Raw genomic sequence first — 593 nt, forward strand, 5'->3', positions numbered from 1 at the left:
CTTGACCATATAACCCCAAGCAATCTGGTTATACTGTGAAGACGACATTCGCCGAAAATTCGAATTTCTCAATTAAGAGAACTCACAAATTTTACCTTAGCCTGATCCGTTACCAGTGAAAGTAACGCTCAGTCTATCTTTCTATCACATACCCAAATTTTTAAAGAACGATCTAATCAAAGACTAGAAATCAATATTCACTTCAGAATATTCATTTCTAAACTCTAACAGCAGAAGCAGTTAATGGTGGAGCCAAACGGGATCGAACCGTTGACCTCCTGCGTGCAAGGCAGGCGCTCTCCCAGCTGAGCTATGGCCCCATAACAAAATTGGTGGGTCTGGGCAGATTCGAACTGCCGACCTCACCCTTATCAGGGGTGCGCTCTAACCAACTGAGCTACAGACCCAATTTCGAGCGCAACTGATTAGCTAAGAGCTATCAGCTTGGAGCTTAAAGCTGCTTCTATCGTCTTCTTCAATGAATCAAGCAATTCGTGTGGGAACTTATGGAGCAGCTGATGTCGTCGATTAAGGAGGTGATCCAGCCGCAGGTTCCCCTACGGCTACCTTGTTACGACTTCACCCCAGTCATG

The 593-nt window shown here is 45.4% G+C and carries 2 tRNA genes and 1 rRNA gene; all 3 read right to left on the reverse strand.

The features are described from left to right. Positions 1-244: 244 nt before the first annotated feature. Positions 245-320, reverse strand: a tRNA-Ala gene (locus tag TU73_RS27860). Positions 321-330: 10 nt separating this feature from the next. Continuing rightward, positions 331-407 (reverse strand) — tRNA-Ile (locus TU73_RS27865). 122 nt (positions 408-529) lie between these two features. Beyond that, positions 530-593: ribosomal RNA gene (locus TU73_RS27870) — 16S ribosomal RNA — on the reverse strand; the annotation flags it as partial.

It is taken from the genome of Pseudomonas libanensis (genome assembly GCF_001439685.1).
Taxonomy (GTDB): Bacteria; Pseudomonadota; Gammaproteobacteria; order Pseudomonadales; family Pseudomonadaceae; genus Aquipseudomonas; species Aquipseudomonas libanensis.